27 protein-coding genes and 1 tRNA gene are annotated in these 25,173 nt (G+C 53.2%); 13 read left to right on the forward strand and 15 right to left on the reverse strand.

What is annotated here, in order from left to right; all coding sequences use genetic code 11:
* Positions 1–162: 162 nt before the first annotated feature.
* From ACUTSU_RS16470 to ACUTSU_RS16485, 4 genes are all read left to right on the forward strand, one after another.
* Positions 163–256: transfer RNA gene (locus ACUTSU_RS16470), tRNA-OTHER, on the forward strand.
* A gap of 187 nt (positions 257–443) precedes the next feature.
* A complete protein-coding gene (locus tag ACUTSU_RS16475; protein WP_012006289.1) occupies positions 444–743 on the forward strand; it encodes a hypothetical protein in 300 nt (99 codons plus the stop codon).
* Positions 744–870: 127 nt separating this feature from the next.
* Positions 871–1,374 (forward strand): YlaC family protein, encoded by a 504-nt coding sequence (locus tag ACUTSU_RS16480; RefSeq protein WP_445650805.1) that lies wholly within the window; start codon positions 871–873, stop codon positions 1,372–1,374.
* A 69-nt stretch (positions 1,375–1,443) separates the two neighbouring features.
* Positions 1,444–1,575, forward strand: a complete 132-nt coding sequence (locus tag ACUTSU_RS16485) for a hypothetical protein (protein WP_012006291.1) — start codon at positions 1,444–1,446, stop codon at positions 1,573–1,575.
* An 80-nt stretch (positions 1,576–1,655) separates the two neighbouring features.
* On the opposite strand, the gene ACUTSU_RS16490 is transcribed toward ACUTSU_RS16485, so the two are convergent.
* The 5 genes from ACUTSU_RS16490 to mdoC all read right to left on the reverse strand — a co-directional run bounded on the left by ACUTSU_RS16490 (position 1,656) and on the right by mdoC (position 6,969).
* On the reverse strand, positions 1,656–1,784 hold the full coding sequence (locus tag ACUTSU_RS16490) for a hypothetical protein (RefSeq protein ID WP_017892392.1): 129 nt from the start codon (positions 1,782–1,784) through the stop codon (positions 1,656–1,658).
* Positions 1,785–2,063: 279 nt separating this feature from the next.
* Complete coding sequence (locus tag ACUTSU_RS16495) at positions 2,064–3,785, reverse strand: potassium/proton antiporter (protein ID WP_445650806.1); 1,722 nt, start codon at positions 3,783–3,785, stop codon at positions 2,064–2,066.
* A gap of 287 nt (positions 3,786–4,072) precedes the next feature.
* Positions 4,073–4,297 carry a hypothetical protein gene (locus ACUTSU_RS16500; protein ID WP_445650807.1) on the reverse strand — a complete coding sequence of 75 codons (225 nt, stop codon included), beginning with the start codon at positions 4,295–4,297 and terminating at the stop codon, positions 4,073–4,075.
* A gap of 307 nt (positions 4,298–4,604) precedes the next feature.
* Positions 4,605–5,621, reverse strand: coding sequence for an acyltransferase family protein (locus ACUTSU_RS16505; RefSeq protein ID WP_445654409.1), 1,017 nt, complete (start codon positions 5,619–5,621; stop codon positions 4,605–4,607).
* A 217-nt stretch (positions 5,622–5,838) separates the two neighbouring features.
* On the reverse strand, positions 5,839–6,969 hold the full coding sequence (gene mdoC / locus ACUTSU_RS16510) for a glucans biosynthesis protein MdoC (RefSeq protein ID WP_445650809.1): 1,131 nt from the start codon (positions 6,967–6,969) through the stop codon (positions 5,839–5,841).
* 259 nt (positions 6,970–7,228) lie between these two features.
* Here mdoC and mdoG point away from each other — a divergent pair, with 259 nt between their 5' ends.
* From mdoG to ACUTSU_RS16525, 3 genes are all read left to right on the forward strand, one after another.
* Positions 7,229–8,797 (forward strand): glucans biosynthesis protein MdoG, encoded by a 1,569-nt coding sequence (gene mdoG / locus ACUTSU_RS16515; RefSeq protein ID WP_445650810.1) that lies wholly within the window; start codon positions 7,229–7,231, stop codon positions 8,795–8,797.
* On the forward strand, positions 8,790–11,351 hold the full coding sequence (gene mdoH / locus ACUTSU_RS16520) for a glucans biosynthesis glucosyltransferase MdoH (protein WP_445654410.1): 2,562 nt from the start codon (positions 8,790–8,792) through the stop codon (positions 11,349–11,351). Before mdoG ends, mdoH begins: the two co-directional genes overlap by 8 nt.
* Positions 11,352–11,512: 161 nt before the next feature.
* Positions 11,513–11,758: a YceK/YidQ family lipoprotein gene (locus ACUTSU_RS16525; protein ID WP_445650812.1), complete on the forward strand. Its 246-nt coding sequence runs from the start codon at positions 11,513–11,515 to the stop codon at positions 11,756–11,758.
* A gap of 2 nt (positions 11,759–11,760) precedes the next feature.
* On the opposite strand, the gene ACUTSU_RS16530 is transcribed toward ACUTSU_RS16525, so the two are convergent.
* Together ACUTSU_RS16530 and ACUTSU_RS16535 are read right to left on the reverse strand one after the other, a co-directional pair.
* Complete coding sequence (locus ACUTSU_RS16530; RefSeq protein ID WP_445654411.1) at positions 11,761–12,309, reverse strand: GNAT family N-acetyltransferase; 549 nt, start codon at positions 12,307–12,309, stop codon at positions 11,761–11,763.
* Between the two features lie 65 nt (positions 12,310–12,374).
* Positions 12,375–12,752, reverse strand: coding sequence for a MysB family protein (locus tag ACUTSU_RS16535; protein WP_445650814.1), 378 nt, complete (start codon positions 12,750–12,752; stop codon positions 12,375–12,377).
* A gap of 207 nt (positions 12,753–12,959) precedes the next feature.
* Between ACUTSU_RS16535 and leuA the strand changes: the two genes are divergently transcribed.
* Positions 12,960–14,630 carry a 2-isopropylmalate synthase gene (gene leuA, locus ACUTSU_RS16540; RefSeq protein WP_445654412.1) on the forward strand — a complete coding sequence of 557 codons (1,671 nt, stop codon included), beginning with the start codon at positions 12,960–12,962 and terminating at the stop codon, positions 14,628–14,630.
* Here leuA and ACUTSU_RS16545 read toward each other — a convergent pair.
* Positions 14,615–15,376: an AraC family transcriptional regulator gene (locus ACUTSU_RS16545; RefSeq protein WP_445654413.1), complete on the reverse strand. Its 762-nt coding sequence runs from the start codon at positions 15,374–15,376 to the stop codon at positions 14,615–14,617. The two genes, leuA and ACUTSU_RS16545, sit on opposite strands and share 16 nt — an antisense overlap.
* 141 nt (positions 15,377–15,517) lie before the next feature.
* Between ACUTSU_RS16545 and ACUTSU_RS16550 the strand changes: the two genes are divergently transcribed.
* Genes ACUTSU_RS16550 through ACUTSU_RS16560 form a run of 3 tightly spaced genes read left to right on the forward strand, consistent with a single transcriptional unit; the run spans position 15,518 to position 16,684 of the window.
* A complete protein-coding gene (locus ACUTSU_RS16550) occupies positions 15,518–15,829 on the forward strand; it encodes an ArsR/SmtB family transcription factor (protein ID WP_445651144.1) in 312 nt (103 codons plus the stop codon).
* Positions 15,826–16,260: a YeeE/YedE family protein gene (locus tag ACUTSU_RS16555; protein WP_445650816.1), complete on the forward strand. Its 435-nt coding sequence runs from the start codon at positions 15,826–15,828 to the stop codon at positions 16,258–16,260. Before ACUTSU_RS16550 ends, ACUTSU_RS16555 begins: the two co-directional genes overlap by 4 nt.
* 4 nt (positions 16,261–16,264) lie before the next feature.
* The gene (locus ACUTSU_RS16560) at positions 16,265–16,684 is read left to right on the forward strand and encodes a DUF6691 family protein (protein WP_445650817.1); all 420 of its coding nucleotides are present in this window, start codon (positions 16,265–16,267) and stop codon (positions 16,682–16,684) included.
* 95 nt (positions 16,685–16,779) lie between these two features.
* Here the strand turns inward: ACUTSU_RS16560 and ACUTSU_RS16565 are convergent, their stop codons facing one another.
* From ACUTSU_RS16565 to ACUTSU_RS16580, 4 genes are all read right to left on the reverse strand, one after another.
* Complete coding sequence (locus ACUTSU_RS16565) at positions 16,780–18,333, reverse strand: peptide MFS transporter (protein ID WP_445650818.1); 1,554 nt, start codon at positions 18,331–18,333, stop codon at positions 16,780–16,782.
* Positions 18,334–18,810: 477 nt separating this feature from the next.
* Positions 18,811–20,046, reverse strand: a complete 1,236-nt coding sequence (gene mdtG / locus ACUTSU_RS16570; RefSeq protein WP_445650819.1) for a multidrug efflux MFS transporter MdtG — start codon at positions 20,044–20,046, stop codon at positions 18,811–18,813.
* Positions 20,047–20,245: 199 nt separating this feature from the next.
* On the reverse strand, positions 20,246–20,530 hold the full coding sequence (locus tag ACUTSU_RS16575; RefSeq protein ID WP_261088870.1) for a YciI family protein: 285 nt from the start codon (positions 20,528–20,530) through the stop codon (positions 20,246–20,248).
* Positions 20,531–20,655: 125 nt separating this feature from the next.
* Entirely contained in the window at positions 20,656–21,576 is a 921-nt protein-coding gene (locus ACUTSU_RS16580; protein ID WP_445654414.1) for a Kdo(2)-lipid IV(A) acyltransferase, read from the reverse strand.
* Between the two features lie 276 nt (positions 21,577–21,852).
* Between ACUTSU_RS16580 and ACUTSU_RS16585 the strand changes: the two genes are divergently transcribed.
* Entirely contained in the window at positions 21,853–22,014 is a 162-nt protein-coding gene (locus tag ACUTSU_RS16585; protein ID WP_017892410.1) for a hypothetical protein, read from the forward strand.
* Positions 22,015–22,032: 18 nt separating this feature from the next.
* On the opposite strand, the gene ACUTSU_RS16590 is transcribed toward ACUTSU_RS16585, so the two are convergent.
* Positions 22,033–22,509 (reverse strand): oxidoreductase, encoded by a 477-nt coding sequence (locus ACUTSU_RS16590; protein WP_445650821.1) that lies wholly within the window; start codon positions 22,507–22,509, stop codon positions 22,033–22,035.
* Positions 22,510–22,684: 175 nt separating this feature from the next.
* Between ACUTSU_RS16590 and trhO the strand changes: the two genes are divergently transcribed.
* On the forward strand, positions 22,685–23,746 hold the full coding sequence (gene trhO, locus ACUTSU_RS16595) for an oxygen-dependent tRNA uridine(34) hydroxylase TrhO (RefSeq protein ID WP_445654415.1): 1,062 nt from the start codon (positions 22,685–22,687) through the stop codon (positions 23,744–23,746).
* A gap of 52 nt (positions 23,747–23,798) precedes the next feature.
* On the opposite strand, the gene ACUTSU_RS16600 is transcribed toward trhO, so the two are convergent.
* Positions 23,799–24,377, reverse strand: coding sequence for a YceI family protein (locus tag ACUTSU_RS16600; RefSeq protein WP_445650823.1), 579 nt, complete (start codon positions 24,375–24,377; stop codon positions 23,799–23,801).
* Positions 24,378–24,400: 23 nt separating this feature from the next.
* Positions 24,401–24,955, reverse strand: a complete 555-nt coding sequence (locus tag ACUTSU_RS16605; RefSeq protein ID WP_445650824.1) for a cytochrome b — start codon at positions 24,953–24,955, stop codon at positions 24,401–24,403.
* Positions 24,956–25,173: the final 218 nt, after the last annotated feature.

The raw sequence follows: 25,173 nt of genomic DNA on the forward strand, positions 1-25,173 counted from the left end.
CGCCGCAGACGAGCCATAAAATGATCATTATTAATTATCACACGGTGAAATTAATTCTCCGCTGAAGGTTAAATAGGCGAAAATATAAGATTTCTCTGCAAATGCAGCGGTTCATATTTCGATAATTTTAATGTGGGTAATGACATCCCGAAGCAAAGGAATGCGCTATTAACTCAGTTGGCAGAGTGGTTGGTTTTAAAATGTTTTATTGGCTACAAAATTGATAGACGCGGGGTCGAGTCCGCATAGCGCGCCAGCTTGCTTTTGTGAACTGTTACCGTAAAGTGCACCCGGGTTGATTTGCACTATCGGCTCCTTATTGGTTTTTTCGGGTGTGCTTTGCCGTAACCGTTTCTCTTCCTTTCTTTATGTTTTCTTCCGTTCCAGCGATCTTTGCTAAACTGTAATCAGGCAGGTATGCTGCCCGGCAACAGGAGCTCGCTATGTCAGAGTCCGATCAACTGCAGGAATTAATGCAACGCGTAGCGATACTTGAAGCCAGAGAAAAGTCGCTGACCGCCGCCTCCAACGCCTATCAGGCGATTATCACCACCATGCTCGGCAATCTGGATAAGCAGGATCGAGACAAGATTATCGCAATGATTGACCAGGCACATGAGCTTGCCTATGCTCGTGCCATCCAGCGCTGCAATGAGCCGCAAAAGCAAAAAATCAAACAGGCTGACGATATTGCTCAGCGGATGTTTATGTTTGCTCAAGGCAAGAATTCCCTGCAACGTTAGCCATTAGAGGTATAACAGTTACCCATTTAAAATTGCTTAACTGATCTACCTGCGCAAACTGTACTTGTGTTAGTTTGAGGAATGATTATTGATAGCAATAATGTCCCCCAGGCATAAGGTTGTAGCGATGGACGCGATTAAAAGCATCTTGGTAAAAGAAATCGAGCGGATCAACAGGCAGGAAGGGCGCGACGGTAAACTGCGTTTTAACAGTGAGTTTGCCCGCGATCACCGTTATCTGTGTCTCGCCATGTTTGCCGGTTATTTTGCCGTGATCGCCGTGATGTATCAGGTTCCCTATATGGGCTTCATCTCTTTCCTGGCTTTCACCGCCTTCGTATTGTTCATGTTCGCCATGCTGCTAATTGAAATCAAACCGGTGTATCGCTTTGAGGACATCGGCGTGCTGGATCTGCGCGTATGCTATAACGGCGAGTGGTATTTCACTCGCGCACTGTCGCCGCAGTCGGTGAAGGCGTTGTTGGATGAACCGTCGATCGCAGCAGCGATGAAAACACGCATGCAGGAAATCATCGCCAATAAAGGCGAAATTGATTTCTATGACGTTTACGATCTGGCGTATTCAAAGAAGCCACAGGATGAACAGCCACGGGTGGTGGTGCTCAACTGAAGGGTTTGCGGCTGAAGAGTTGTCGATTATACTCACGCATTGAAGCCAGTTAAGCGTGAGGAGCTTACCATGAGTGATGATATTTTCGATTTTGATATCGATGCCGAATTGGCGCAGGCAGAAGAGAAAGCGGCACAGAAAGTAAAAGAGCTGCCCGAAATCCTTGAGGATGAGGCAGATTGCGAAGGCTGCAAGATCTGATCGCCATCGCCAATAAAAAAACCGCTGAGGCGGTTTTTTTATGTCCGAATTTGGGAAGATTGCGCCCGTCAGGCGGGGGGTTAATCCAGCACAAAACCCCAAATGAGTAACGCCGCCACAGTAATCAGGCAGAGTGCGGAGACGGTAATCAGTATCTTGCCCAGAATGTCTTTTTCTTGCTGCTGCTGCGCCACGTTAAAATTATCCAATTAAGAGCCTGTGGACCAAATCGGCGATCCCCAGATCCAGCACAATGACCGTCAGTGCGATCCCCAACATGGCCGATAGAAATCGAGTTTTACTGTTCAAATCAATACCCATCACTGCTACGCAGCGTTCCCAGAGTAAGGTAAGGTTAAAACGTCGGAGCTAAACGCCCGGTTTTGATAATCACAGAGTTTAAGAACCTTTCCGGGTCTATAAGTTCCGTCTGTTTTGAGGCGGTCGCTACGAGGATTGCCACACAGCGACCGGTGTTGAGGGGCGGATCAGTCAGTCACAATTTTTACGCCGATTTTACTGATGGCATTGCCATCCATCTCGGCGATGGTCCAGGTCAGGCCATCCCATTCGATCTGATCGCCTACCACGGGTTCGCCGCCAATCAGTTTAATGACGAATTGACCCAGCGTTTGCTGTTCGTCCACACCTTCTTGCAGGTTAAGCCCGTACACCTGCGAAATATCGCTCAGGCGTGCGTCCGACTGCAGGATAAAGTCGCCGAAGAAACGCTCGTCCATGGTGACTACCGGCGCTTGGCTAAAGAGTTTACCCAGCACCGGCAGATCATGCTCGTGGCCGATAACGCACAGAATGTCATCTTCGCGCAACCGCGTGCTGCCGCTAGGATGCAATAACTCTTTGCCACGGAACAATGCGGCAATACGCGTGCCGGGTGGCATTTTCAATTCACGCAGTGCAGCACCCACACACCAGTTTTCCGACGAGAGCTGATAAACAAACTGTTCCCACTGGTTTTCCGGGTGTACGTCCAACCCGACCCGTGAAATAGGTGCCAGAGCCGGCGGCACTATCACCTTGGCTTTCTTCGCGGCGAACGACAGAGTCGTGCCTTGCAACAACAGTGAAACCAGCACCACAAAAAAGGCCACGTTGAAGAACAACTGCGCATTTGGCAATCCGGCCATCATTGGGAATACGGCCAAAATAACCGGCACGGCTCCGCGCAGACCGACCCAGGAAATAAAGCTGCGTTCGCGCAGGGTAAAGCTGCGAAACGGCAGTAAACCGATAAATACCGAAAGCGGCCGGGCGAACAGGATCATCCATAACGACAGCAGCAGGGCAGGGATGGCAATAGGCAACAACTCGTGCGGATTAAGCAATAGGCCCAGCACCAGGAACATGCCGATTTGGCTCAGCCAGGCCAGGCCGTCAAAGGTTTGGACAATGCCGTGTCGGTTACGGATTGGCCGGTTGCCCAGCGTCAGCCCGCACAGGTACACCGCCAGTATGCCGCTGCCATCCAGCGCAGTGGTCAGCGCAAAAATCAAAATGCCGCCGCTGACGGCCAGCAGTGGGTAGAGACCTTCGGCCAGTTTGATGTGGTTGATCAAGGTCAGCAGCAGCCAGCCGCCGCCGAGCCCAAAAACAATGCCCATACCAAACTGCTGCAACAGGTGGAGTGGGAACATCCAGCTCAGCGTGGTTTCGCCGGCGGAAATCATCGCAATCAGGGTGATGGTAAGAAACACCGCCATCGGATCGTTGCTGCCGGACTCAATCTCCAGCGTGGCACTGACGCGTTCGTTAAGTCCCTTGCCACCGAGGAGTGAAAATACCGCCGCGGCATCGGTAGAACCGATTATGGCACCAATCAGCATACCCTGTAGTAAGTCGAGGTTGAACAACCAGGCTGCAGCCAGCCCAGTCAGCCCTGCGGTGATCACCACGCCGACGGTGGCGAGGGAAAGCGCCGGCCAAAGCGCCACGCGAAATGAACTAACGCGGGTGCGCATGCCGCCATCGAGCAGGATCACGGCCAGTGCCAGGTTACTGACCAGATAGGCCACCGGGTAATTACTGAAAACGATGCCTCCCGGTCCATCAACTCCCGCCAGCATGCCGATGGCGAGGAATATCACCAGAATGGGAATACCCAGGCGAGAAGAAAATGAACTGAGAAGAATACTTGCTCCCACCAACACGGCACCGATGATGAACAAACTGTTAATGGTGCTGGCATCCAAAATAACGTTCTCCTGCAGGCTGGGGGGAAAGGCGTTGCGCGTGGGCGCAGATACCCCATGATGATAGCCTGTTTTCTAGGTAAAACGCCAAGAGTGATTCGAAAACAATTTGGCATTTATTGTCATTTAACAGAGGAAGTGTGGGGAAGTCGGGGGAAAACGATGAACTTCTCACTTTTATCTATAATTATCAGCTTGCTGTGGTTCTATGCGAGCAATAAACCGGCGGGAAGGAAAAACCATTAAACCCCCGCGAGGAGGCTTAATGGTTTGCAGGCGTGGTGCCATTAATGATCGAGTGATTGCAAAGCCCGCTTGATCAGCTCGGCAGCCAGTTTTCGTTCTGACTCTGAAATACCGTCAAGGTTAAGGCTGGAAAGCTCGGTGATCAGAATGCTGCGGTCCTTGCCGCTGATGGATGCATCCAGTGCGGAAAGCAACCGACCAAGAATTTTCAGCAGGGTGGCGTTTGCTGGTACGGCTTCCGGAGCCGAAGTGTCTTTATCAGTCATTAAAAATCCTCTCTGTCGTGACGGAAGGGAGATACTGCAAACATTGCCGCAATGATAGCAACAACGCCGTCCCTCAGGGTTCATTGAGCCCAATCGCTACCGTAAGGCAGGGATGTGGATTTCCACTTATGCATTGCAGTTATAACAACTAGCAACAATATGCTCCAGCATAACTTTGTCCTAACTTTCACCACCGGGGTGAGCAATGCGTGCTCAATATCCTGTGTTACGGCCGTGGCGCGGCAGTGATGAATGCAGCGAAACTAATCAAATCGGAGGTGAAGGCGGCCGGAGCCGCCTCGGATGTTCAGAAGGTTTTTTCTTTGGGTTGTGCCCGGTGGAAACTCGGACGTTCCAGCAGAAAGTTGAGGTGCAGCCGTTGAATAAAATAGTAAGCAACCATCGGTGCAATAAGACCGAACAAGGTGCCGGCGATAATATGAGCTGACCAGTTATTAACGTGCAGGAACTTGGTCAACACTATACGCAACCCACTGGCGGCCAGGATGTGCATTAGGTAGATCACCATGCTTAACTCACCCAGCCGTTTCAGCCAGGTTATGTCTGCCTTCGCCAACAAAACGGACAGGCAAATGATAAAGGTGATGGCGACTACGGCCAGGATCATGGAATACAGGCCTGCATCGGTATAGGTCAGACCAAGATAGTCATGGAAACCCCATTCAAGCAGGACAAAGGCGAACATGGCTACCAGACTGGAAGTCATACTGATTCTGGCAATAGTGGCTGAGTAACGAATGGCCAAAGCACCGAGCAGGAAGAAAATCATAAAACTAGTGATATAACCAAAGTGGAAAGCCTTGGTAAGGTTGTCCTGGTATACGTATAACCCGGCGCTGATGATGATCAGTGTAGGCAGGATATAGTTGAATTTATTTTTGTTATACAGCAAGGTCGCAAGGACAAACACCATAAACAGAGCATACAGGAACCAGAATTGTGCCCGTGGATGCGTAAACAACGCCAGCATGTCGTTCAGACTGGCCGAGTTGTTGGTATAGCGTGATAACACAACCTCTACGGTGCCTTGCAGTAATGACCAAATGACATAGGGGTATACGATGGTATCAATTTTACTGATGATGAAACGACCTTTCCCCTTTCTCTCTAATGAATGAACAAAAAACAAGCCAGAGAGGAAAAAGAACAATGGCATATGAAAACTGTAGATAACGCTGTCAGTCAGTTGGTAAAACGATTCTGAAAGGTGAATACCCGCACTGTATAAACCGCGATTAACGTGGCCAAAGACCACCAAAATGATACCGATTCCCTTCGCATAGTCGACCCATGCTTCTCTCATATGATTACCCAGCCCAAGAAAAAACAAAAAAAACTTACAAATCTGCATAAGGAGCGTAACAGGCGATGGCCGTTTTGCAATGTGATAACGGGAATAGGACGATTATTCGGAATATGCTCAATATGTCAGGATGCGTAACACATTCAAAAAGTTAACGAAGACGAATTTGCTGGTGCCAGGAGATGAGGCATCACCCTGCGAGGGTGATGCCAATCGGTTATTGCGGTTTTCCGGAGAACAGGAAGCGGAGTAGTGGGACGCGTTTGTGCAACTCATATAAGGCGAAGGCACAGGAGAAGACAAACACCAAACCCAGCAGGAAACCCAGCAGGTTATTGTTGATATGTGGCGTCACAAACGCGCCATATATCAGGGTCAGTGGATGGTGCACCAGATATATAAACAGCGAGGCGTTGACCAGGTAAGTGATTCGTGGCGAGTGATAATTCAGCAGGGTATGTCCGAATGAGAAAATCACGTTGGCCATCAGGATCCCCAGCAGAGTTTTGATCAGCACTTCCAGTTCAAACATATAGCTACTGTGGGCCAGATACTTCTGATTCAGCATGTAGGCAACGAACAGCAGCAGTGAACCGAGCAGTGACCAGACGGAGGGTTTGAGGAAAATCTCTTTCAACCACACGTACTTGAAGGCGTAAGCGCCAAGGATGAAGAACGGCAGGTAGAACATCGTCTCCATGACCACGAAATTGAACAGGCCATTGGAGAGTAAATATGGAGCAAAAATTAAAATAATACGGTGCCCGGCCGAATAGCATAAAGCATAAATAAGAAAGAGCAGTGAGATTTTTCCTAATCCAGTCATTTTATTTATTGGATAGGGTGGGGAATTACTTTTAATTACCTTGATTTTTTTGAATAGATAAAAACAAAGAGTAGTCAGTAATGACAGCGTTAATAAAAACCACAGGTGAGAAACCAGTTCCCAAACTGTTACATTTATTTTCTGGTAGAGCGTAAAATTTTCCCAGCCGTTTAATTTATCGGTGAAGTATTTCAGCATGAAAAACTGCGGCACCGTTATTAACGGGATCGAACTCAGCAGCGGAATGGCCACCCGCTCCAGCCTTACCTTCAACCACTTATGGCGTTCATAACGCTCATAGAGCAGATATGAGAAGTAGCCGGAAATCACAAAGAACACCTGCATGCGGAAGGCATGGATGAAGTCGTTCAGCACTGTCAGCGAGAAGGAAGGGGTAGCACTGTTCACCGCCCAGGCATGGCTGGAATAGATCAGAGACAGATGAAAAGGGATGCCGAGCAGCATCAAATAAGCTCGGATCGAATCGAGGAAAAACTCGCGTTGGTTGCTGCCTTTAGTCATAGTTTACCGCTGATGATTTTATCGAATGGTCATTAGCACGCTTAATAAGTCGGCAATGGTTAAATCGAACCTCAAACCCTACTATAGCGTTTCACATTTTTCCATAGCGTCTTGTTGCGGGGCTTGCTACGCTGGTGTTTAGTCAGTTGCTTAAACAATGAGCCATAAACATGAACCATTAATTTATCATGTTGTCGGAAAGCTGAATAATCCATTAATATGGATTTAAATGATTTGAGCACACGAATAGGGGGGGGATGTGCTAGTTAATATATTATCCAAGAAACCACGCGCCGCGAGCGTACGTTGGTTAGGTGCGACCGTATTGTTCACGCTGTTGACTTCGCCGGCATGGGCTTTTTCTATTGATGATGTGGCCAAGCAGGCGCAGGATCTGGCAGGGAAAGGCTTCGAGGCTCCGAAAAGCAACCTTCCTTCTCAATTCCGTGAGATGAAATTCGCGGACTATCAGCAAATTCAGTTCAATCACGATAAAGCCTATTGGAGCAAGCTGAAAACCCCATTCAAGCTTGAGTTTTATCATCAGGGGATGTACTTCGACACGCCGGTGAAAATCAACGAGGTCACCTCGACCACCGTCAAGCAGATCAAGTACAGCCCGGACTACTTCAACTTTGGTTCGGTGAAGCACGATCCGGATTCGGTAAAAAACCTCGGCTTCGCCGGTTTCAAGGTGATTTATCCGATCAACAGGGCGGATAAGAACGACGAAATTATGAGCCTGCTGGGCGCGAGTTACTTCCGCGTGGTAGGTAAAGGACAAGTGTACGGGATTTCCGCCCGTGGCCTGGCGATTGATACCGCCTTGCCATCTGGTGAAGAGTTCCCGCGTTTCCGCGAATTCTGGGTTGAGCGTCCGAAACAGGGCGACAAGCACCTGGTGATTTACGCGCTGCTGGATTCACCGCGTGCGACCGGGGCTTACCGTTTTGTGGTCTATCCGGGCCGCGATACCACGGTGGACGTCGAATCTAAAGTGTTCCTGCGCGACAAGGTCGGCAAACTGGGCATGGCACCGCTGACCAGCATGTACCTGTTCGGGCCGAACCAACCTTCGCCAACCCTGAACTACCGCCCGGCGCTGCATGATTCCAACGGCCTGTCTATCCATGCCGGCAACGGCGAGTGGATCTGGCGTCCGCTGAATAATCCTAAGCATTTGTCCGTCAGCACCTATCAGGTTGAGAACCCTAAAGGTTTCGGTCTGCTGCAGCGCGGTCGCAACTTCAAGGATTACGAAGATCTGGACGATCGTTACGATCTGCGTCCAAGCGCCTGGATTGAGCCGCGTGGCGACTGGGGCAAGGGTAAAGTTGAGCTGGTGGAGATCCCAACGGCGGATGAAACCAATGACAACATCGTTGCTTTCTGGACCCCGGACGTGTTGCCGGATGCCAAAACACCGCTGGCGCTGAACTATCGCCTGCACTTCACCCGTGACGAAGACAAGTTGCATTCTCAGGATATTGCCTACGTCAGCCAGACCATGCGTTCTACCGGTGACGTGAAGCAATCTAACCTGATCCGCGAGCCAGACGGCAGCGTGGCATTCCTGGTTGACTTCGTGGGGCCGGTACTGAAAGGCCTGGATGGTGCTACGCCGGTTGCCGCTCAGGTGAGCATCGGTGATAACGGTGAAATGGTAGAAAACAATGTCCGCTATAATCCAGTGACCAAAGGCTGGCGCCTGACGCTGCGTCTGAAAGTGAAAGACGACAAGAAGCCAGTAGAAATGCGCGCCGCGCTGGTCAATGGTGATAAGACCCTGTCGGAAACCTGGAGCTATCAGCTACCTGCCAATGAATAAGCCTACTCAACTTGCCCAGGATTATCTTGCGGCAATGCCTCTGGCCGCTGAGCGGTCGGAGGCGCTTACCCCCCAGCCAGGAGCGGATGACGCCAAGGCACTGGAGGCGCTGCATCGCAAGATGGGCGCCACCGATGCCAACGTCAATACGCTGTCGGCGGATGACGTGGCGCTGGCCTCGGTAAAGGCGCGTATCGAAAGCGCCTGGCCGGATGCGGTCAGCGACGACGATTTTGACAATGACGTGGAAGGCCGCAGTATTTTGAAGGCCACGCCACCGATTAAACGTACCAGCATGTTCCCTGAAGCCTGGCGTACCAATCCGGTGGCGCGCTTCTGGGACTCCCTGCTGGGGCGCTCGCCGCACAATCGCTATGCTTCCAAAGAGGAGGCAGACGCGGAAAACCGCTGGCGTGTAGTCGGTTCAATGCGCCGTTATGTACTGTTGGTGTTGATGCTGGTGCAGACCGGTATCGCCACCTGGTACATGAAAACCATTTTGCCGTATCAGGGCTGGGCGCTGATCGACCCAATGGCGATGCTGGAGCAGGATCTGATGCAGTCGGTGTTGCAATTGCTGCCTTATGTACTGCAAACCGGCATTCTGATCCTGTTCGCCATTCTTTTCTGCTGGGTATCAGCCGGTTTCTGGACTGCACTGATGGGCTTCCTGCAGCTGCTGATCGGCAAAGACAAATACAGTATCTCTTCCACCATCAAGGGCGATGAGCCAATCAATCCGGCGCACCGCACCGCGTTGATCATGCCGATCTGTAACGAAGACGTCGAACGGGTGTTCGCCGGCCTGCGTGCGACCTATGAGTCGGTTGCCGCCACCGGTCAGCTTGAACATTTCGATATCTACGTGCTCAGTGACAGCTACGACCCGGATATCTGCATGGCGGAACAGAAAGCCTGGATGGAACTGTGCCGTGACGTAGATGGCCATGGCCGTATCTTCTATCGCCGTCGCCGTCGCCGTGTGAAACGTAAAAGCGGCAACATCGACGACTTCTGCCGTCGCTGGGGGGGCGAGTACAGCTATATGGTGATCCTGGATGCCGATAGCGTGATGAGCGGCGAGTGTCTCACCGGTTTGGTGCGCCTGATGGAAGCCAATCCGAACGCCGGCATCATTCAGTCTGCACCGAAAGCTTCGGGTATGGATACGCTGTATGCCCGTGTGCAACAGTTTGCCACCCGGGTCTACGGGCCGCTGTTTACCGCTGGTCTGCATTTCTGGCAGTTGGGTGAGTCGCACTACTGGGGTCACAACGCGATTATCCGCGTGAAGCCGTTTATCGAGCACTGTGCGCTGGCACCGCTGCCGGGTGAAGGCTCCTTTGCCGGTTCCATCTTGTCGCATGACTTTGTGGAAGCCGCACTGATGCGTCGTGCCGGTTGGGGCGTGTGGATTGCTTATGATCTGCCGGGCAGCTACGAAGAATTGCCGCCTAACCTGCTGGATGAGCTGAAGCGTGACCGTCGCTGGTGCCACGGTAACCTGATGAACTTCCGCCTGTTCCTGGTGAAAGGTATGCACCCGGTGCACCGTGCGGTGTTCCTGACCGGTGTAATGTCCTATCTGTCGGCGCCGCTGTGGTTTATGTTCCTGGCGTTGTCCACCGCGTTGCAGGTGGTGCATACCCTGATGGAGCCGCAGTACTTCCTGCAGCCGCGTCAGCTGTTCCCGGTTTGGCCGCAGTGGCGTCCTGAACTGGCAATAGCGCTGTTCTCTACCACTCTGGTGCTGTTGTTCCTGCCCAAGCTGCTCAGTATCGTACTGATCTGGGCGAAGGGGGCGAAAGAATACGGCGGTGGCGTGCGTCTGTTCCTGTCGATGCTGTTGGAAATGCTGTTCTCGGTGCTGTTGGCTCCGGTACGCATGTTGTTCCACACGGTGTTTGTGGTCAGCGCCTTCCTCGGTTGGGAAGTGGTGTGGAATTCTCCGCAGCGTGACGATGATGACACGCCATGGAGCGAAGCCTTTAAGCGTCATGGTTCGCAGATGCTGCTCGGTCTGGTCTGGGCGGGGGGGATGGCCTGGCTGGATCTGCGCTTCCTGTGGTGGTTGTCACCAATCGTCTTCTCGCTGATCCTGTCACCGATCGTTTCGTCTCTGTCGAGCCGTGCAACGCTGGGGATCAAGAGTAAGCGCGCCAAACTGTTCCTGATCCCGGAAGAGTATTCTCCTCCGCGTGAACTGCTGGCGACCGAAGAGTATCTGCAGCTTAACCGTGAACGTGCATTGGCCAATGGCTTTATGCACGCCGTGGTTAACCCGTCGTTCAATGCTCTGGCGGCTGCGCTGGCGACCGCGCGTCATCATCTGTGCGGTGTTATCGAGCGCAATCGTGAAGAGCGGGTGAATGAGGCGCTGCAACTGGGGCCAGAGAAGCTGGTGAAGGGCAAACGCCTGGAGCTGTTGAGCGATCCTGTTGCTCTGTCGCGCTTGCATCAACGTGTCTGGTTATTGCCGGAAGGCGCCGCATGGCGTGAGCATTATCAGCAACTGCCATACAATGAACAGGCTCACCCGCAAGGTCAGCGCTAAGCGTTGACCGGGTAGTCCAAACGGGGAATGCGCACAGCGTGTTCCCCGTTTTTTTGGCTCTTCTCTTACGCAATGCTGACGATCTGCAAGGAAAAAACTATGCTAACATCCGCGCCGGGCGTTGTTTACTTTCAGAATATCCAGGGCTAAGAGTCAATTTGGTGAATCTCTCTTCTTTTCTTCGGCTGGCATTATTGGCTGCAGGTGTAATGCTGTTAACTGGCTGCGGCAGTATTATCAGCCGCACAGTGCCGGGTGCCGGCCACGGTCATCAATACTACCCGGGTGTGCAATGGGATCTGCGTGATACCCCCTGGCGCTATGCCACGGTGATCGATGTGCCGCTGTCGATGGTGGTGGATACTTTTATGCTGCCGTTTGATGCACAGCACGGGCCTTACGAGTAAGTCTATTCCCGGGTGGCAAACACCAACAGCTGGTATCCCTGGGGGCCACAGTGGAAGGGGGCCAGCACCGTCATCTTTAGTCCTTGCTGATGGGTAGCCAGCGAATGCGGGTTGTCGTCGTCAATAAACAGGGCGCCAACGTCGAACTTCTCCCGAGAGTGCGCTTTGACGGCGGCGAACAGCTGCTTTAACACGCCTTTGCCGCGCCAGGCAGAGTCCAGGCACACCGGACCGTACATAAACACCCGTTGTTCACTCAAAGGTTTCCCGTTGAATGACTCGTCGGCCAGCTTTTCCAGCATCGCATCCACTACCGGCGGGCGCGGCTGCGCGTCCGTGCTCATCAGGCAAACAAAGCCGGCCAACGCCTGGTCTTCAACCGCCACCAGAATACCGAGGCCCTGATTAATGCGGGCCAACTGAGCTTCGTTCATGCTGGAAACAATAAAACCCTGGCGCTTCTGGCTGTCGCTTAAATTGCCGGGGGTATTTTGTGTTTGCAACTGCAGAATGGCGGGGTAATCCTCGGGGCGTGCCTGACGGATAATCATACTGCCTCTCTGAAAATTATGGGGAGTTTATGGGCGGGATTTTACTCGTTCCCGCCCGCTATCATTCAACGTTCATCCCACTCATCGGCGGCGGTCTGGCCCTCTTCGGTATCCAACGGCGGATCGAGTTGGAAATCACCTTCCTCCCACTCGTGCAGCGTGTTTTCTTCTATCCATTCGGCGCTAATTTCGATTTCGTCATAATCACCGTCAAAAACAGCCTGGGCCGCCGCACCGCTGCGTAGTGTCAGGCATTCGACCGACTCCCCTTCTTGCTCAAAAAACTCGGCCTGCCACATGATATCACCATCCAGCATCACGTATTTTTGCAGATTGAATTGTTGCACCGTCGGCGGCTGATCGTCGCTACCGCTCTCAGCGGATTCCATAAACTCCTCGCGCGCCGTTTCAATAGCTTCTTCCAGGGTTGCATACAGGCTCATAGTCGTCTCCAGTGGTGAGGGTAACGAAAGGATTTTGGCAGAGGTAAACCGCCATGAGTGACGTCAAAATTAATTGTTGCTGCACTGGCGCAGGATGCAAATTTTTTTGTTGTCTGTTTCGCGACGATGGTTGTCCGCCAGCCGCGAGCAAGCTATTTCCCGGTGGGAAATAATAAGGCATCGCTTATGACAGCCCAGGAGAGTGCCATGTTAACCAACCCTTCAATCAAATATCGTCCGTTCCCACCGGTGGCGTTGCCAGAACGTCAGTGGCCGGGCCGCACCTTGCAGCGGGCACCGCGTTGGTGTTCCAGCGATCTGCGTGATGGCAATCAGGCGCTGGCGGAGCCGATGGATAACGCCCGCAAACGGCAGTTCTATCAACTGCTGTTGCAGTGCGGGTTCAAAGAGATTGAGGTGGCCTTTCCTTCGGCGTCACAAACCGACTTTGATTTTGTCCGCTCGTTGATCGATGAACAGTTGATCCCGGACGACGTCAGCATTCAGGTATTGACCCAGTCACGTGACGATCTGATCGATCGCACCTTTGAGGCTCTGCAAGGTGCTCCAAGGGCTATTGTGCATTTGTATAACGCCACCGCACCGATGTTCCGTGACATTGTCTTCAAACAGGACAAGGCGGCGACGGTAGCGTTGGCGGTCAATGGCGCGCTGCGTATTCGTCAGCAGTGCGAGCAGCAGCCGGAAACCGCCTGGACTTTCGAGTATTCGCCGGAAACCTTCTGCTTTACCGAGCTGGAATTCGCCCTGGAAATTTGCGAAGCGGTGGCGGATGTCTGGCAGCCAGGCCCCGGGCGACCGATGATCATCAACCTGCCGGCGACGGTGGAAGTCAGTACGCCGAACGTTTATGCCGACCAGATTGAATGGTTTTGTCGGCGCTTCAGTCAGCGAAATCGGGTGACCATCAGCGTACATCCGCATAACGATCGCGGCACCGGGGTCGCCTGCGCCGAACTGGCGATGCTGGCGGGTGCTGATCGGGTGGAAGGTTGCCTGTTCGGCAACGGTGAGCGCACTGGCAATGTCGATCTGGTGACGTTGGCGCTCAATTTGTACACCCAGGGGATCGCGCCGGGACTGGATTTTAGCCAATTGAAACAGGTAGTGGAGGTGGTGGCGCTGTGCAACCAGCTGCCGGTACATCCGCGTCATCCTTATGCCGGTGAACTGGTGTTCACCGCTTTTTCCGGCTCGCATCAGGATGCAATCAAAAAGGGTTTCGCCGCCCAACAGCAACGGCAGGACGGCCTGTGGCAGGTGCCTTATCTGCCGCTCGATCCGGCGGACGTTGGTTGCAGTTATGAAGCGGTGATCCGGGTTAACAGCCAGTCAGGCAAAAGTGGAGCGGCATGGCTGCTGGAACAGAACCATGGGTTGTCATTACCACGTGGGCTGCAGATTGATTTCAGCAAGGTGGTGCAACAAGTCACCGACGGCAGCGGCAAAGAAATGACCACGGCAGAGCTGTGGCGGCTGTTTCGCCTCAGTTATGGGCTGGTTGAGCAGCCGCGCCTGCAATTGCTGAGCTACCAGACCGAAAGCCACAGCGTCGAAGCCTACAGCTTTAGCGCTCGGGTATTGTTCGATGGGCAACAGCAGCGGTTGTTGGGGGTAGGGAACGGCCTGTTATCCAGCGCGGTAGATGCATTGCGCCAGCGCTTTGGTCTGGGCCTGGCGATAGAGGACTATCACGAGCATACGCTGGGGCATCAGAGCCAGAGTCGCGCCGTTGCCTATATCCGCTGCACGCTAGCGCACGGTGCGGCGGCTTATGGCGTAGGCATCGACGTCGATTCCGCCAGCGCCTCGCTGCAGGCATTGTTCAACGTTGCCGCACGCTATTTGGCAAAATAAGCACTGGGCGCAATGCCCAACAGGCGGCGGAACATAGCGCTGAAAGCACTGGGGCTGTCGTAACCCAGATCCAGCGCCACTTCCAGCACCGAATGCCCGGCGGCCAGGGCGTTCAATGCCGCCATTAAACGGGCGCGACGCACCCAGTCACCGAAGCGCAGCCCGGTTTCACGCTGAAAGCGCCGTGACAGCGTGCGGCCGCTAACGCTGATATAACCGGCTGCCTGCTCTAATTCCCAGGGATGGGCCAGCGATTGCTGAATATGCCGACACAGTGTCAGCAGGGCCTCGGTACGCGGCTCAGGTAAATTCAGCGGCAAAATAGGCAGCACGCGCAGCTCATCCAGGATCAACTCCATTATTCGTTCTTCACGTCCCCCTACGGGGTAATCAGCCGTGATATCCATCGCGCAGATAATCAGCTCACGCAGTAACGGGGAAACCTGTACCACTTCACAACAGGCCGGCAGATCGGCACGCGCCAGCGGATCGACCAACAGCGCTCTTGCCGCCACCTTGCCGGTGATACGCAGGCTGTGTTCAACCCTCGCAGGGAGCCAGACGCCGCGTCCGGGGGGCACCACCCAACTTCCCTGACGGGTATTGACCTGCACCACACCGCTGAGGCTATGAATCAGTTGCGCGCAATCATGGTAGTGGGGAGGCTCGAAGTCGCCGTGCTGATAATCTTTGGCAACCGGCACAATCGACCGATTGGCGGGCACAGCGTCATGGAAAAGCAGCATTGTTAGGGTTCATCCCCTGTTCGCGGAAAAGTCATAACGGCAGCATGCCATGCTGAAACCTTTCGCACCAGCCTATGGTGAGGAGAGGGAATATAGTTTATACATATACAATATATTATTTTATAAATTGTTCGGGGAATGATGGATATCGACAGTATGCGGCAGGCAGCGGCGCAGGCCGGAGCATTACTGCGGACGCTGGGCAACGAGGATCGCTTATTGCTGCTGTGCCAACTCAGCCAGGGTGAGATGTCGGTCGGGGAATTGGCGCAAGCGTTGGAAATTCGTCAGCCGACACTTTCACAGCAGCTAGGCGTATTGCGTCAGGAAGGGCTGGTATCCACTCGACGTGAAGGCAAGCAAATCTACTACGTCGTTAGCGACGAAAAGGCGTTGGCGATACTTAATACCCTGTACCAACTCTATTGCCCACAAGAGGGGGCGACACCATGACCATTGACTGGCTGCATTTTACGCCTGTATCTGCCCTGGCCGGTGGCGGCATTATTGGCGTCGCGGTGGTACTGCTGCTGATGTTTAACGGCCGTATCGCCGGTATTAGCGGCATTACCGGCGGCCTGTTGACACCCCAGGGTAAAGAAAAAGCCTGGCGAGTCGCATTTCTTGTCGGGTTGCTGGCTTCGCCCTGGTTGTATGGTATTGCCGCACCTTTACCGGCTCTGGCGGTGAGCGGCAGCAGCCTGTGGCTGGTGCTGGCCGGATTGTTGGTTGGCTTGGGGACCCGGTTGGGTGGCGGTTGCACCAGCGGCCATGGGGTTTGCGGTACGGCAAGACTGGCACCGCGTTCGCTGGCGGCCACGGCGGTATTTATGCTGTTGGGGTTTGCCACGGTATGGGCAGTCCGTCACTGGGTGGGAGGCTAATCGCATGTTCAGATACCTGTTTGCTTTGCTGAGTGGCGCCATTTTTGGCCTCGGACTGATCGTTGCAGGGATGGCCAATCCGGCCAAGGTATTGGCGTTTCTCGATATTACCGGCCACTGGGATCCCTCATTGGCTCTGGTGATGGTGGGTGCCATTGCGGTGGCCGCACCGGCGTTTTACTGGGCGCGCAGGCGACAGCGTAGTTTGCTGGGGGAAGATATGCAGATCCCAGCTAACCGCCGGCTCGATGGCCGTTTGCTGGCAGGCAGCGCGCTGTTTGGTATCGGTTGGGGCATGGCGGGTATTTGCCCCGGACCGGCCTGGGTACTGGCCGGGGCCGGGTCTTCGGCCGGCTGGCAGTTCGTGGCGGCCATGCTGGTGGGCATGGCGCTGTATGAATTCATCATGATAAAGAGAAAATAATGCCAATAGCCAACGCGGTGCTGCAACAGCGGGCGTGGGAAACATAAAAAAGCCAGCGCACCGGGCGCTGGCTGAAGGGTTAAGCGAAACGGTTATCAGGCGTTGGTAGCTGATTTCTGCGCGCTTTTACCCTGAGTATTTTCCATCATCCGGCGGATCGGGACGATCAGCAGGATCAGCACCGCAGCACAGATCAGCAGTGCAATCGAGCAGCGTGCGAACAGGTCAGGCAACATGTCCAGCTGGTCGGCTTTCACGTGGCCACCAATCAGACCGGCTGCCAGGTTACCCAGTGCGCTGGCGCAGAACCACAGGCCCATCATCTGGCCCCGCATTCTTTCCGGTGCTAGTAGGGTCATGGTTGCCAGCCCAATCGGGCTAAGGCACAGTTCGCCCAGTGTAAGCATCAGGATACTGCCCACCAGCCACAACGGAGAGACACCGGCACCACCGTTGCTCAGCACGTTCTGTGCAGCCAGCATCATCAGGCCAAAGCCCGCAGCGGCAAACAGAATACCGATAACAAACTTGGTGATGCTGCTCAGGCGGACTTTATTGCGCGCCAGTGCCGGCCATGCCCAGCTAAACACCGGTGCCAGCAGGATGATGAACAAGGCGTTGATGGATTGGAACCACACCGCCGGGATCTCGAAGTCGCCAATCATACGGTTGGTATAGTCGTTGGCGAACAGGTTGAACGAGGTCGGTTTCTGTTCGAAGGCTGACCAGAAGAAGGCCGCGGACACCAGCAGGATAAAGCAGACCAGTAGGCGGGCGCGCTCTTTACGGCTCAGACCGGCAAACACAAACAGGTAAATGAAGTACAGGGTAACCGAGGCCGCGATCACGTAAACCAACATGCTGGCCACGGCGACCGGATTAATCACAATGATGCCCTGGGCAATCAGGGTGATAACCACCGCCACGCCGACCGCCAGCGCAATCAGCCAGGCACCGACACCGTTTTTCTTGGAGACCGGGTTGTTCCAGGTGGAGTCCAGGCCCACTTCGCTGTCATAGCGTTTCATCGCCGGTACGGCGAACACACGGAAAATCACCAACGCCACCAGCATACCGATACCGCCGATACCGAAGCCCCAGTGCCAGCCGTGGGAACGAATCAGCCAGCCAGAGATCAGCGGGGCGATAAACGAGCCCATGTTGATGCCCATATAGAACAGTGAGAAGCCACCGTCGCGGCGGTTGTCGCCTTTCTTGTAGAGCGTACCGACCATCACCGAGATACAGGTTTTGAACAGGCCGGAACCCAACACGATAAACATCAGACCGATAAAGAACAGGTTGTTGCCCATTAAGGCGGACAGCGCGATCGACAGGTGGCCGAGGGCGATCAGAATAGAGCCGTACCAGACCGCTTTCTGCTGGCCCAGCCAGTTATCGGCCAACCAGCCGCCCGGCAGGGCCGCCAGATACATGCTGCCGGCAAAAATACCGACAATGGCCGAGGCATTCTCACGGGCCAGGCCCATGCCGCCGTCGTAGACCGTCGCGGCCATAAACAGGATCAGTAATGGGCGAATGCCATAAAACGAGAACCGCTCCCACATTTCGGTAAAGAACAAGGATCCCAGCGGATAAGGGTGGCCGAAGAAGGTCCGGCTTTCTTGGTTATTAACAGAGGATTGCATAACGTCTTCCCAATAAAATGCGCCGCATTTATGCAGCTTATACTGTGGTATGTATGTGTATTTAAGGAAGGTGATCCAGCCAGTGGCAGATTACCCGACAAAACCGCAGCCGCAGCGCCCGTTAACCGTGGAAAGCGCGTCGGCCTTTTTTCACTTGGCCAATGGTTTACATTGGGCGTGATATTATTTAACCATTTGATAACTGGATGGTGGTTTTGTCTAGTCCCTGTATCCCATTTTTTAGATGAAAAGTCGACAAACATCTCCTTTCCTGGTTTTTATGTTGGTTTCGAGGGGAATGTTATTGACAGGTGGTTTATTGCGCTAAAATTTAATAACTTTTTTAAAAACAATAAATTGAACTAAGATTTATCTGATGGGGGTTGGCAAGGCGGGGGGAGAAGGTATCAATACTAAAAGTAGGGTAAACGGGTCGTCGACCCATTCTAGTGAAGGAAATGGTGATAATTACGGCTATTACTCTTCCTGCAGAGTGTCTTCTCTCATTCGTTTCTGGCGACGTTGCAAACACCACCAGGAATAAACGGCGTTGAACAGCACCACCAGAGCGGTGACGCAGAATACCGCACGGAAGCCATAACTGGCGGAGACGGCGGCCCCCATTAATGGGCCACTGACGTTGCCGATATCGCGGAACGATTGGTTATAGCTGAAGATCCGCCCGGCGACCTGATTGGTGCAGTTGTAGATCAGCAAGGTTTGTACCGCCGGCAGCAGTGCGCCATCGGCAGCGCCTAGCAGGAAGCGAAGTACGCCGAGTTGCCACGGGGTTTGCACAAACGCCATCGGGATCAGTAATAGCACCGATACGATCAGCATAAACACCAGAATGCGCTCCGGGCCGATCCTGTCGCCCAGTTTGCCCAGCCGTGGCGCACTTATTAGCGCGGCGACACCCGGCACTGACGCGATCAGGCCGCTGACAAAGGCCAGATTATGAATGTTACCGGCCAAATCACGGACGTACAGCGTCAGGATCGGCGCTATGGAGCCGGTGGCAATCTGAATAATCATGGTGGTGACAAACAGGCTGAGGATCAGCTTGGGGCTTTTTAGCGCCGCGAATACCTGACGGGCGTGCAGCATGTCCTTTTTCTGCACCGGGATGAACTGTTCTTTGACATACAGCAGCGTCAGAACAAAGCAGGCCAGCAGCACAGCGGCGGTAATGTAGAACACCGGCCGTAGACCATACTGGTCGGCTAGCAGGCCGCCAATCAGCGGCCCAATCAATGCACCACTGACGCCGCCGGTGGACAGGGTACCCAGGGCCCAACCGCTACGATTGCGCGGCACCTGTGTGGCAATCAGCGCATTGGCGTTGGGGATAAAACCACCGAGCAGTCCCAGCGCTGCGCGTAGCGCCAAAAACTGCCAAATATTCTGCGCCATGCCCATCAACAGCATCACTATCGACATGCCCAATGCCGATCGCAACAGCATCAACTTGCGCCCACGGCGATCGGCCAAACCGCCCCAGAATGGAGAGGCAATCGCAGAGAACAGGAAGGTAATGCTAAATACCAGCCCAGACCACATGTTCAGTGCCTGGTGGCCGGTAACGCCGAGGGTTTCTACATAAAGCGGCAGGAATGGCATGATCAGACTGAAGGCGGCACCGGTGAGGAAACACCCCAGCCAGGCAACAAAGAGGTTGCGTTTCCAGTTGATGAGTTCGGGTGCCGGAGCCATAAGTTCCTGTTACGTAAAGTAGAGGGCTTTGCTTGCATTATCAGACAGTCGGGCAAAGCAAAAAAGTTAGCCTGGTAAGTATGCGCTTAATTATAGGTGGCATCAATTGATGTGGGGGGAGATATACCGGAAATGAAATAAAGTTTTAAAAATAGAATATTGGCAGTATTCCGCGCTGTACGCGCGGAAAAAGGCGAATTTAAAGCCCGGCAAGCAGTTCAAAACCACTGGCGGTGGTGGAGAGGGCGACATCGGTAATTTCATAGTGGGCTACGGCGTTGAAAGGATCTTGTCCGACAATGATATCCAGCTGTGCACGCTCGATGCCTTTTACCAGGATCACACCGCCGGTGCGCGGGTTCTTACGGCCGGAGGCGATGAAGGTGCCGTCCTGGAAATATTTTTTTAGCCAGGCGATGTGCCCTTCAAGGTGGCTGTCGACCTCTTCTATCGGGCGGTGGTAGGTCAGGTTAACGATGTACATGGTGGCTCCAGAATTAACGACGAAGGCTTTACCATCCCACCGTTGCTATTGATTCTCAAGGTTTGCGGCATAAAAAACCCGCCGGGTGGCGGGTTAGCGGTTCAACGGTTTAACGGTTTAACGGATCAATACAGTGAAGGTTCACCTTCCGGGCGGGTCTTGAAGCGGCGGTGTAGCCACATGTACTGATCCGGCGCCATCAGAATTTCCTTCTCCACTACCTTATTCATAAAGGCGGCGGCCTCGAGCTCATTATCCAGCGGGAAGTTTTCCACCGCCGGCTGCATAATCAGCTCATACCCTTTGGCATCCGGCAGACGGCGCGGGGTAAAGGGAATAATGGCCGGTTTGCCCATTCTGACCAATATGTAGCTGCCGGTGGTGGTGGCGGCTTTATCTACGGCGAACAGTGGGGCGAACACGCTGCTGCGTGGGCCATAGTCATGATCCGGGGCGTACCAGATGATCTCCCCCTGCTTTAACGCGCGGATCATGCCTTTTACGTCCTTACGGTCCAGCATCGATTTGTTGGAACGCATGCGGCCCCAGGTCTGCAGCCAGTCCATCAGCTTGTTGTCGTGCGGTCGATAAACGCCGATGCCCGGATTATGAATGCCAAAGATACGGGCACCCAGTTCCAGCGTCAGGAAATGCAGACCGATCAGCAAAACCCCTTGATGGTTGTCTCGTGCCTTCTGAATATGTTCCAGCCCGCTAACCTGGAACCAGCGTTCGATACGCCAGTTTGGCCAAAACCACGCCATACCGGTTTCAAACAGCCCCATACCGACGGATTCAAAATTTTGCACCACCAATGCATCGCGTTCGGCTTGCGGCATCTCCGGGAAGCACAGCACCAGATTACGTTGGGCTATTGCCACGCGGCGCTTGAGAAATCGCATGGAAAAACGGCCAAGCCGGGTGCCGAGGCGATAAATAATCGGATAAGGCAGCAAGACCAATAGGTAAAGCAAACCGATGCCGATCCAGGTAAGCCAGTAACGCGGATGCAGTAAAGAACGATTAAAAGAAGGAACTTGAGTCATGTGTTCTCAGCTTAGAAGCAGTCATTTAATGATAATAACAGAGTTCTCGAATGGTCTCTCCTGCGGAGGAATTTTGACCAGACGTTTATTTTCTGCCGTTTATAACCGGCTATTGTGGCATTTTTATCGTAGAACGTGAAAAGGCACCGCATTAAAACATCATTTTTAATGATGAACGGATATAAGTTGGCGGTAAATTAAGCTAAATGGCTCTAAAGGATAAAATCCTTACTCGACAGAAGCGTATTATCTCGCGCAATTTGTTAGGGAGATCTTATGTTGGCTACATGGTTGAGTGCGGGATTGTTGGTTAGTGGAGCACTGCTGGGCAGTCTGGGGGCGCATCTGCAGTTTAATCCGTTGCTGCTGGTGGCGGGTATCGCCCTGGCTGCGGGAACGGTGATTTCCGGTTTTACCGAATGCCGGGGCGGGCGCTGAACATCTGCCCCGGTAACTTTAGCCGTTTTTAAACAAGCCTTTCAATACGTGCGGTTCAGAGCGCCAATATTGCGGTGGTGCGCTGACTTTCTCACCCAGTTTCGCCGCGGCGTGCCACGGCCAACGAGGGTTATAAAGGATGCCGCGTGCCAGCGCCACCATATCGGCCTGGCCGGAATACGCACGCCGAGCGCTTTGGATACCCAGTGGCATGGTGGCGTGTTTTTTGACCGCCTTCACGACCTCGTCCAGCGCCTGTTCGGTTGTTTCGTCCCACAGCCCGAGAGCGCTGGGCGTAATGCGCCCTTCGGGGCCGACCGAGGCGGCTTCGACAATCAGCAGACCGGCACCGGACAAGGAAAGATGCCCAAGATGCAGGGTATGCAATTCGGTGGCTTTGCCGTGGTCGGCGGAATATTGGCACATAGGTGCAATAATAATACGATTGGGTAAACTCAATTTTCCCAGTGTAATGGGGGTAAATAGCTGACTCATGACGTCCTCCTGAACCGTGATAAATAGAGGGGAACTCCTGTTAGGAGTATCGGGATTTGTGAGCAGCGTCAAGTTGCCAGCGCTTAACATCATCGGGTATTATGTGCGCCGCGCGTGGGCCGGCGGTCGGCGCGCGTGTAAATAAGTCACCTCCCGAAAGACAGGAAAGTACACCATGCCAGTGTTACATAACCGAATTTCTAATGAGGAACTGAAGGCGCGCATGTTGGCGGAAACCGAGCCGCGTACCACAGTTTCTTTTTATAAATACTTCACCATCGAAGATCCCAAAGCGTTTCGCGACAGCCTGTACGTTCAGTTCGACAAGCTGAAGGTGTTCGGCCGCATTTATGTGGCGAAAGAGGGCATCAACGCGCAAATCAGCGTGCCGCAGAATAAATTCGAGGCGTTCAAAGCCGCACTCTTTGCCTCACATGCGGCGCTGGATCAGGTTCGGCTGAATATCGCCCTGGAAGATGATGGAAAATCCTTCTGGGCGCTGCGCCTGAAAGTGCGTGAACGCATCGTTGCCGACGGCCTCGATGACGATAGCTTCAACCCGGCGAATGTCGGTGAGTATCTGCAAGCCGATCGCGTTAATCAGATGATTGACGATCCGGATACACTGTTTGTCGATATGCGTAACCATTACGAATATGAAGTCGGCCACTTTGAAAACGCCATCGAAGTGCCATCAGACACCTTCCGTGAGCAACTGCCGATGGCGGTTGAGATGCTGCAGGACAAGAAAGACAAAAATATTGTCATGTACTGCACCGGCGGGATCCGCTGTGAAAAAGCCAGTGCCTATATGTTGCATAACGGCTTCAAGAACGTCTATCACGTGGAAGGCGGTATTATCGAGTATGCGCGTAAGGCAAAAGAGCAGGGGTTGCCGCTGAAGTTTGTCGGCAAAAACTTTGTGTTTGACGAGCGTATGGGTGAACGAATTTCTGACCATGTGATCGCCAATTGTCATCAGTGCGGTGCGCCTTGCGATACTCACACCAACTGTCTGAATGACGGTTGTCACCTGTTGTTTATTCAGTGCCCGAGCTGTGCGGCCAAATTTGAAGGTTGCTGCAGTGAGATCTGCCGCGAAGAGCTGAAGCTGCCGCGTGAAGAACAACGCGCGCGCCGAGCCGGCCGTGAAAACGGCATCAAGATTTTCAATAAGTCGAAAGGGTTATTGCAGACCACGATGCACATTCCGGCACCGGAAGACTCGTCAAACTGAGTCGTTGATAAGCGCGGCAGCCTTGCCGCGCTTTATTATTTCTTCGCGGGAATTACTTCGCGCGAACGCCTTCCACAGAAATAATCAGTTCCACGTCCTGCGATGCCGGGCCAAGATCGGTGGTGATGCCAAAGTCTTTCAACTTGATTTTACCGTTGGCTTCAAATCCGGCACGGTAGCCACCCCACGGGTCATTACCCTGGCCGATCAGCTTAGCGTCCAGCGTGACCGGCTTGGTCACGCCATTCAGCGTCAGATTACCGATTACCGCATAACCTTCGCCGTTCTTTTTCACTTCGGTAGATTCAAACTTGGCCTGTTTGTTCTTTTCCACATTCAGGAACTCGGCGCTGCGCAGGTGTTTGTCCCGCTCGGCGTGGTTGGTGTCGACACTGGCGGTGTTGATCGTGACGTTAACCTTGTCCTTGGACGGATCTTTTTCGTCGAAGGTGAAGCCGCCGTCAAAATCCTTGAAGGTGCCGTACAGCCAGCTGTAACCCAGGTGCTGGATGCGGAACTCGATAAAGGCGTGCTGCCCCTGTTTGTCAATCTTGTAGTCGGCAGCCAGCACGGAACCGGCGCTCAGCAGCATTGCGCCTGCGGTCAGGCCTAGTAGGGTTTTCTTCAACATAGCAATCTCCATAAATCCAAAGGTTAATCGGCGCTGTTACCCAGCATCCGTTTCAAAGTAACATCACGATCAACAAAGTGATGTTTAAGCGCAGCCAGACCGTGCAGTACGGAAAGCACAACAACAATCCAGGCCAGGTAAAGGTGAACGGAACCGGCCGTATCGGCCTGTTCCGCCATACCGGTGACGGTAGCGGGTATATCGAACCAGCCAAAAACGCTGATCGGTTGACCGTCAGCGGTAGAGATCAGATAGCCGCTGATTAGAATGCTGAACAGCACGACATATAACGCCAGATGGGCGAGGATCGCGCTGACGCGAGTAAAACGACTGTAGCTGGCCAAAGGTTTGGGCGGCGGTGAAACGAAACGCCAAATGACCCGAACCACCATGACGATAAACAGCAGTGTCCCGATGCTTTTATGAATCTCCGGTGCCTGGTGGTACCAGACATCGTAATACCCCAGTGTGACCATCCAGAGGCCCAGGGCAAACATGCCGTACACCGTCAGTGCAACCAGCCAGTGAATCAGCACTGAAATATGACCAAAACGATTGGCGGTATTTTTCCACAGCATCCTGTTTCCTTACTATCCTCATTATCCGGTTGCAATAATTAAACTTTAAGAAACATAAAATCAATAATAAATTTAACTATGTTACTTCTTAATAATATTAATCAGTGAATTTGGCTGAGATAGCGTTAAATCAATCAGTGAAATCGTTGAAGTGCTTACTGTGTGAACGTGTTTTTTTTTGCTATGAATTGAAAACAAAAGGATTTATACATTATTGT

It is taken from the genome of Serratia sp. NA_13, assembly GCF_052691735.1.

Excerpts from the sequence above, each read along its gene's own strand:
- ACUTSU_RS16485 (WP_012006291.1), top strand. The coding sequence starts at position 1,444 with ATGAGTGATGATATTTTCGATTTTGATATCGATGCCGAATTGGCGCAG.
- ACUTSU_RS16545 (WP_445654413.1), bottom strand. The coding sequence starts at position 15,376 with ATGCTGCTTTTCCATGACGCTGTGCCCGCCAATCGGTCGATTGTGCCG.
- mdtG (WP_445650819.1), bottom strand. The coding sequence starts at position 20,046 with ATGGCTCCGGCACCCGAACTCATCAACTGGAAACGCAACCTCTTTGTT.
- ACUTSU_RS16535 (WP_445650814.1), bottom strand. The coding sequence starts at position 12,752 with ATGAGCCTGTATGCAACCCTGGAAGAAGCTATTGAAACGGCGCGCGAG.
- ACUTSU_RS16565 (WP_445650818.1), bottom strand. The coding sequence starts at position 18,333 with ATGCAATCCTCTGTTAATAACCAAGAAAGCCGGACCTTCTTCGGCCAC.
- ACUTSU_RS16600 (WP_445650823.1), bottom strand. The coding sequence starts at position 24,377 with ATGTTGAAGAAAACCCTACTAGGCCTGACCGCAGGCGCAATGCTGCTG.
- ACUTSU_RS16605 (WP_445650824.1), bottom strand. The coding sequence starts at position 24,955 with ATGCTGTGGAAAAATACCGCCAATCGTTTTGGTCATATTTCAGTGCTG.
- mdoC (WP_445650809.1), bottom strand. The coding sequence starts at position 6,969 with ATGACTAAAGGCAGCAACCAACGCGAGTTTTTCCTCGATTCGATCCGA.
- ACUTSU_RS16575 (WP_261088870.1), bottom strand. The coding sequence starts at position 20,530 with ATGTACATCGTTAACCTGACCTACCACCGCCCGATAGAAGAGGTCGAC.
- ACUTSU_RS16560 (WP_445650817.1), top strand. The coding sequence starts at position 16,265 with ATGTTCAGATACCTGTTTGCTTTGCTGAGTGGCGCCATTTTTGGCCTC.
- ACUTSU_RS16590 (WP_445650821.1), bottom strand. The coding sequence starts at position 22,509 with ATGAGTCAGCTATTTACCCCCATTACACTGGGAAAATTGAGTTTACCC.
- ACUTSU_RS16500 (WP_445650807.1), bottom strand. The coding sequence starts at position 4,297 with ATGACTGATAAAGACACTTCGGCTCCGGAAGCCGTACCAGCAAACGCC.
- trhO (WP_445654415.1), top strand. The coding sequence starts at position 22,685 with ATGCCAGTGTTACATAACCGAATTTCTAATGAGGAACTGAAGGCGCGC.
- ACUTSU_RS16475 (WP_012006289.1), top strand. The coding sequence starts at position 444 with ATGTCAGAGTCCGATCAACTGCAGGAATTAATGCAACGCGTAGCGATA.
- leuA (WP_445654412.1), top strand. The coding sequence starts at position 12,960 with ATGTTAACCAACCCTTCAATCAAATATCGTCCGTTCCCACCGGTGGCG.
- ACUTSU_RS16585 (WP_017892410.1), top strand. The coding sequence starts at position 21,853 with ATGTTGGCTACATGGTTGAGTGCGGGATTGTTGGTTAGTGGAGCACTG.
- ACUTSU_RS16530 (WP_445654411.1), bottom strand. The coding sequence starts at position 12,309 with ATGATTATCCGTCAGGCACGCCCCGAGGATTACCCCGCCATTCTGCAG.
- ACUTSU_RS16505 (WP_445654409.1), bottom strand. The coding sequence starts at position 5,621 with ATGAGAGAAGCATGGGTCGACTATGCGAAGGGAATCGGTATCATTTTG.
- ACUTSU_RS16550 (WP_445651144.1), top strand. The coding sequence starts at position 15,518 with ATGGATATCGACAGTATGCGGCAGGCAGCGGCGCAGGCCGGAGCATTA.
- ACUTSU_RS16580 (WP_445654414.1), bottom strand. The coding sequence starts at position 21,576 with ATGACTCAAGTTCCTTCTTTTAATCGTTCTTTACTGCATCCGCGTTAC.
- ACUTSU_RS16480 (WP_445650805.1), top strand. The coding sequence starts at position 871 with ATGGACGCGATTAAAAGCATCTTGGTAAAAGAAATCGAGCGGATCAAC.
- ACUTSU_RS16555 (WP_445650816.1), top strand. The coding sequence starts at position 15,826 with ATGACCATTGACTGGCTGCATTTTACGCCTGTATCTGCCCTGGCCGGT.
- mdoH (WP_445654410.1), top strand. The coding sequence starts at position 8,790 with ATGAATAAGCCTACTCAACTTGCCCAGGATTATCTTGCGGCAATGCCT.